This is a genomic window from Yoonia sp. (assembly GCF_017854415.1).
In the GTDB taxonomy this organism is placed as follows: domain Bacteria; phylum Pseudomonadota; class Alphaproteobacteria; order Rhodobacterales; family Rhodobacteraceae; genus Yoonia.
In genome coordinates this window covers 1-4,313 of record NZ_JAFMHR010000183.1, presented here as the reverse complement: position 1 = coordinate 4,313, position 4,313 = coordinate 1, and the positions used below count along the sequence as shown (strand labels likewise).

The 4,313-nt window shown below is 54.4% G+C and carries 4 protein-coding genes and 1 pseudogene; 4 read left to right on the top strand and 1 reads right to left on the bottom strand.

Annotation, left to right across the window (positions count from 1 at the left end; all coding sequences use genetic code 11):
• The first annotated feature begins 106 nt into the window (after positions 1–106).
• Complete coding sequence (locus QZ197_RS16145; RefSeq protein ID WP_363157898.1) at positions 107–406, top strand: LysR substrate-binding domain-containing protein; 300 nt, start codon at positions 107–109, stop codon at positions 404–406.
• 204 nt (positions 407–610) lie between these two features.
• Positions 611–1,849: an AGE family epimerase/isomerase gene (locus QZ197_RS14935; protein ID WP_296432946.1), complete on the top strand. Its 1,239-nt coding sequence runs from the start codon at positions 611–613 to the stop codon at positions 1,847–1,849.
• A 107-nt stretch (positions 1,850–1,956) separates the two neighbouring features.
• On the opposite strand, the gene QZ197_RS14930 is transcribed toward QZ197_RS14935, so the two are convergent.
• A complete protein-coding gene (locus QZ197_RS14930) occupies positions 1,957–2,244 on the bottom strand; it encodes an SH3 domain-containing protein (protein ID WP_296432945.1) in 288 nt (95 codons plus the stop codon).
• Between the two features lie 252 nt (positions 2,245–2,496).
• Between QZ197_RS14930 and QZ197_RS14925 the strand changes: the two genes are divergently transcribed.
• Positions 2,497–3,048 carry a flavodoxin domain-containing protein gene (locus tag QZ197_RS14925; RefSeq protein WP_296432944.1) on the top strand — a complete coding sequence of 184 codons (552 nt, stop codon included), beginning with the start codon at positions 2,497–2,499 and terminating at the stop codon, positions 3,046–3,048.
• A 352-nt stretch (positions 3,049–3,400) separates the two neighbouring features.
• Positions 3,401–4,313: pseudogene (locus QZ197_RS14920) on the top strand (IS3 family transposase); the annotation flags it as partial.

Genomic DNA, 4,313 nt, shown 5'->3' with positions numbered 1-4,313 from the left:
CTTTTTCGCTTGGCAAAACGGACATGCCGATCGAAACCCCTTCGCGACTTTTGCCTTTGCTTTTATCGCGCATTGACGCCGTGCCAGGGGCACTTCAGACGCTGCAATTTGCCTGGCCTTTCAAGAAGCTGACGGTCGGGCAACCAAAATCACATTCAAGCCTGTTTTTGGTTCAAACAGCGGTGTGTTTCTAAGCGATGCGGTTCGGCGCGGTGCCGGTATTGTCCGACTGCCTGATTTCGTCTGTCAGGCACTCGTCGACTCCGGAGAAATCGTGCCCGTCTTGGAAAACCTCGGGTCACCGCAATTGAACATATACCTGATGCATGCCGAAAAAAGGCGTTTCAATCGCCGGATGCGGTTGTTCTCTGAGGAAATGCAACTGGCCTGTAGCGCTTCGGGTTGACCAACTTTTTTCACTTCCGGGCAAGATACGGGCTATTGCAGCAACGGCGACGGATCCACTAAGCCTCTTGATAGCTCCATATTGGTACACGTCACACCTTGGCTCGATTTCACGCCGCCAAGCGTTGCAAAGACTGTAGGCGGGCGTAGAGTGTCGATCGGTTCGGCTCCAAAGCTGAGTCCGAAAATGTTTAGGGATATCAAGATGCCAGATCAAACGAGCCCCGGCCCTCAAGAGTTTTCAGGTTTCTGGCTTGATCACCCAGACCACCGTGCTTGGCTGGCAGCGCAAGCAGACGCGCAATTGGAATTCTTCGCGGCCAGCCTAACCACGCAACCCGGCTTTGCGACGCTTGATCACAATGGCCGCCCCCTGCCTGACACGACCCAAGAATTGCACACAACGACGCGGCTTGTTCATTCATACGCTCTTGGCCAGCTTTGGGGGCATGCGGGCGCTGAACGCATCGTTGATCACGGCCTAGACTATCTGCGCAGTCACCACCGCGACGCAGAACATGGCGGATACCTTTGGGCACTTGATGGCCGGGATATCAAAGATGATCGCAAACTTGCCTACGGGCACATGTTCGTCCTTTTGGCCGCCGCCACCGCTAAAATGGCGGGACATGAAGGGGCAGATCAACTTCTCGACGATGTCAGCGACGTTCTGGACCAGCAGTATTGGGAAGACGACGCAGGGCTGTATAGTGACGAACGAAACAGGGATTGGGCGCCTTTTTCAACCTATCGCGGAATGAATGCGAATATGCACGGTGTCGAGGCCCTTTTGACGGCTTATGAAGCGACCGCAGATGCGACGTACCTGTCGCGAGCGGGGCGCATTCTGGACTTTTTCACAGGCCATATCGCGCCGCAAAATGGATGGCGGCTGCCCGAGCATTACACCATAAACTGGGAGATTGATCGCGCGTATTCCGGTGATCCGATGTTTCGTCCTGCCGGCACGACACCCGGTCATTCGTTTGAGCTGGGACGGTTGCTGCTGCAGTACTGGGATTTGAAAGGTCGCCCCGAAAGCACAGAGCCAGCAACAGCGCGTCATCTTATTCAACAGGCCCTTGATGATGCATGGCTTCCCGAGGGTGGCTTTGCATACACCTTGAATTTCGACGGCACGGTCGACAGGGCCTCTAGGTTTTGGTGGCCCGTGACCGAAGCGATTGGCGCGGTCGCAGCGCTCATCAAACTTGAACGCCGCACGGAAGACGAGATTTGGTATCGCAAGTTCTGGGCATTCGCGGATACCCATTTCATCGACCACACCCGAGGGGGCTGGTTCCCTGAAATCGATAAAAGCGGGGCCGTGACCAGTACGATATTTGCAGGCAAACCGGACATCTATCACGCGTTGCAGGCGTGTTTGTTCCCACTGGCGGACGGATTATCTCGCCATGCTGCTAAGTTGAAATCGTCGCGCTGACGACCGCTTGGTGATGGACCTGCCCCATAGCGCAAAACGCGCCATAGACTGCCAGAACTTGTGCGCCATCATCGTCAGCCACTGCGTTCAGTGGTAGCGACCTGATACTAGCGCGTCGAAAGGTAATCGGCAGAAACGTACCCCGTGATCCCAGGCGCGGCTGTCAACGTCACCCGGCACCAAAGTTGCCCTACTTCCGTCACGCAGTCGCGGCGGTCAAGCGGTGTTCCGTCAGGCAGTCCCAAAATCACATTATAACCAAGCCCCGGCCCCGACCGTAGCTTTAGCAATTCGTCCGGACCAGCGCCCGTGACCAAAGTGCGATCAGCGCCCAACTCGCCACAACCTGAGACGAGTGCGAAAGCAAAAATAACCGAAAGAAGACTGCGCTGCATGTTTTGACCTTGTTTGCTTGGTCATCAATAGACCGACATTTCGCAAAATCCTAGTCTGCCATTGCCCCATGAACAAAGAAGGGTAGCAGTGCGGGATAAAGCTGCCGCCAATCCTGATCTGCGTTGATAAACATCAATGCCTTTGACGGTGATTTGCTTCAAGAATCCATCATATCGAAGGAACGTGGTCACTTGGCTCAGATTACAAAGCCAAGTTGCATTTCACACAGTTCAGTTCTTGAGGAGGCGGCTTTGAAGATACTCGTTACATACGCATCTAGCGAGGGCCACACCCGAAAAATCGGGCGACAGGTGGCGGATAGAATTGCGCATGCCGGACATGCCGTCGAGCTTCTAAACCTTGCGGATGCATCTGACATCGATGTTAGCGGCTTTGACGGCGTTATTTTAGCAGCATCCGTTCATGTGAGCCACTATCAACGCAGCCTAACTGAATTTGCGGCCCGCCAATCCAAACCATTGAATGACATTCAAACGCTGTTCTTGTCGGTCTCACTTGCTGCTGCGGGGCATGACACTGAAGACTGGAAAGGTCTGGACCGGATAGTGAATGACCTCGTTGAGGCAACGGGATGGACACCAAACCGCGTTGAACACATCGCGGGTGCATATCTTCCCTCGCAATATGATATCTTTCGACGGTTCATTATGCGCAAGATTATCGTCAGAAATGACCCCTCGGCGGACCCCAGTTCTGATCACGATTACACCGACTGGCGCGCGCTGGACGGGGTCATTGATAGTTGGCTTAGCGCGCTCGGATGCCAAAATACCCCAGTGTGACACTTCCCAACGTCGCAGGACTCTGGCCTTGAGGCATTTGCAACGCCCCCCCGCGGGCACCCTGTAGCCTTTCGGAAGGCTGACCTTTTTGAAGAATACAGCTTCAATAAGAAAAACCCAAAATCGATAGGTCTCCGAGTTTTACAGAAGGGCTTCTCCCACATGTTTCGCACTTTATTAGTTGCTGCGCTCGCGGCGCCCCTGTCCGTCTCGACGGTCACAGACGTTGTGGCTCATGAGACTAGCTTACGTTTTGGAACCGGAGGTAAGGCCGGTGGCTATGGTCCTGTGACCTGAGCCCCTAAAACTCCTCCAAATTTGTGTAGAGTCCGCCCAACAAAAGGACGGACAAATGAAGGCACGATTTACGGACGAACAGATCATAGCAATGATCAAGGAACAGGAAGCTGGCGAGAAGACCGCAGATGTATGTCGGCGGTATGGGATCAGCTCAGCGACGTTCTACAAATACAAATCGAAGTATGGTGGCATGGAACCGTCGGATGCGAAGCGATTGCGTGCGCTTGAGGATGAGAACGGCAAGCTGAAGAAGCTCTTGGCCGAGCAGATGCTGGACAACGCTATGTTGCGAGACATCAATTCAAAAAAATGGTGACGCCTGCTGTGAGGCGGGAAGCGGTGGTTCATTTGTGCGAAGCGCACGGTGTGAGCCAGCGGCGGGCGTGTGATGTGCTGCAGATTGATCGATCAACGGTGCGATATCTGTCGCGCCGTGGTGATGATGTGGAACTGCGAGATGCAATCAAACGAGTTTCGAGGGAACGGCGTCGGTTTGGTTGCCGCCGCATCCATGTGATGATTGCGCGGGAGGGCTTTGAGGTAAACCACAAGAAAGTGAGGCGCATCTACCGTGAAGAGAAGCTTCAGGTGCGGCGCAGAGGTGGCAGGAAGCGTGCGTTGGGCACGAGAAAGCCGATGGTGCTGCCGGATGGCCCGAACCAACGTTGGAGCTTAGATTTCGTGTCTGACGCTCTGACAGACGGTCGCAGGTTTCGCATCTTGGCAGTCGTTGATGACTTTAGTCGTGAGAACTTGGTTCTGGTGGCTGATACATCGCTGTCCGGACACCGCGTTGCACGTGAGCTGGACAAGGTGATCGCAGAACGAGGCATGCCGAAGACAATAGTTTCAGACAACGGCACCGAGTTCACCAGCATGGCGATCCTCAAATGGGTTCAGGAGAGTGATGTTGATTGGCACTATATCGCACCGGGCAAGCCCCAGCAGAACGGCTTCATCGAAAG

Coding starts and splice junctions, on each gene's coding strand:
- QZ197_RS14935 (WP_296432946.1), top strand. CDS start 611: ATGCCAGATCAAACGAGCCCCGGCCCTCAAGAGTTTTCAGGTTTCTGG.
- QZ197_RS14930 (WP_296432945.1), bottom strand. CDS start 2,244: ATGCAGCGCAGTCTTCTTTCGGTTATTTTTGCTTTCGCACTCGTCTCA.